The organism is uncultured Agitococcus sp. (genome assembly GCF_937920075.1).
Taxonomy (GTDB): Bacteria; Pseudomonadota; Gammaproteobacteria; order Pseudomonadales; family Moraxellaceae; genus Agitococcus.
On record NZ_CALETI010000447.1, the window covers coordinates 1 to 1094 of the forward strand.

Here is a 1094-nt window from a genome sequence, read left to right on the forward strand (position 1 = left end):
CAGACGTTTGATTACGCATCAAATCGCCAAGCCTGCTAATACCATAAGCACCTTGCTCGAGATATGGTTTTTGGTCTGCTTGTTGTTTTTCCCAAATCTCACGCTGTAAAGCAAGTTGTTTATCAGCTGATTGTTGCTCCATTAGAGCTGCTCGGTCGCCTGCTTCAACTTGAGCCTTTGCGCCCTTTTTTGCTTGATTAGCACCGTAAACGCTTGCACCGATTTGAGCACCAGCCAATAGAACCATTGGATTAGGCATGATTAAACTCCTCAGCATAATCACTGTATCTTTCACCGTACAATGACATGATTAAATGACTGTTTTCTGTTGTGTATTCTCTGCCAAACTCAATAAACATGACTGCGATAATCAAATCGTAAAAAGCAGCACGCCACACAAATGAAACTTCGTTAACAATTCTTGAGCGTTCAGCCGTGTCCGATGCCTTCCATTTGAAAAAGACATTTGCACAAATAGGCGTTAGTTGTTTGCAGTGCGTTAAATAAAACGGATGACTTGCATAACTCACAAATGAGTCAAAAATAAGGGTGTCTAGTTGGTCTCGTGTAACTTCATCGCCATCGGCAAAGTCATCAAATGTTTGCATCATGCGCCATACAATCATTAACCAATTGATTGCACAATCAGATAACTTTAATCCGATTAAATGAGATTGTAGGTTTTGTTCGTGTATCATTCTAACCTCGCTGTCATCACGACAGTAAATACCACTATTACGTCGATTCGATACCGCTTGCACGCACAGTTACCATTGCCGCTGTATCAGCAAAGCCTTGAATGGTTTGTCCGTCAGTCAGCCAATGGCCAATCAATTCAGGGCAGGTATAACACTCGCCAGCTGCTAACGACTTGGCGTGTATGATTCTGTTTGCTGCTGTTGCACTGCCACCACTCGCAACAATATGAAAGGTGATTGTGTGTGCTACTGTGTCTTCATTGGTACACGTCAGCTTATCAATACGCGCCTTAACTCGCGTTGCCGTGTACAGTGTAGCGACTGTATTGGCTAGTTGAGCCGAAGCAATTAAAACAACAGGAGTAGTTGCCATATCATTTACCTATAATTTGAGTG

The 1094-nt window shown here is 42.7% G+C and carries 3 protein-coding genes; all 3 read right to left on the reverse strand.

Features of this window, described 5'->3' with window-relative positions:
• On the reverse strand, positions 1-259 hold a 259-nt coding region (locus Q0212_RS15230; protein WP_297927089.1), incomplete at its 3' end, for a hypothetical protein.
• On the reverse strand, positions 252-698 hold the full coding sequence (locus tag Q0212_RS15235) for a hypothetical protein (RefSeq protein WP_297927091.1): 447 nt from the start codon (positions 696-698) through the stop codon (positions 252-254). The genes Q0212_RS15235 and Q0212_RS15230, both read right to left, overlap by 8 nt.
• Before the next feature lie 37 nt (positions 699-735).
• Entirely contained in the window at positions 736-1071 is a 336-nt protein-coding gene (locus tag Q0212_RS15240) for a hypothetical protein (RefSeq protein ID WP_297927093.1), read from the reverse strand.
• Positions 1072-1094: the final 23 nt, after the last annotated feature.

Coding starts and splice junctions, on each gene's coding strand:
- Q0212_RS15235 (WP_297927091.1), bottom strand. CDS start 698: ATGATACACGAACAAAACCTACAATCTCATTTAATCGGATTAAAGTTA.
- Q0212_RS15240 (WP_297927093.1), bottom strand. CDS start 1,071: ATGGCAACTACTCCTGTTGTTTTAATTGCTTCGGCTCAACTAGCCAAT.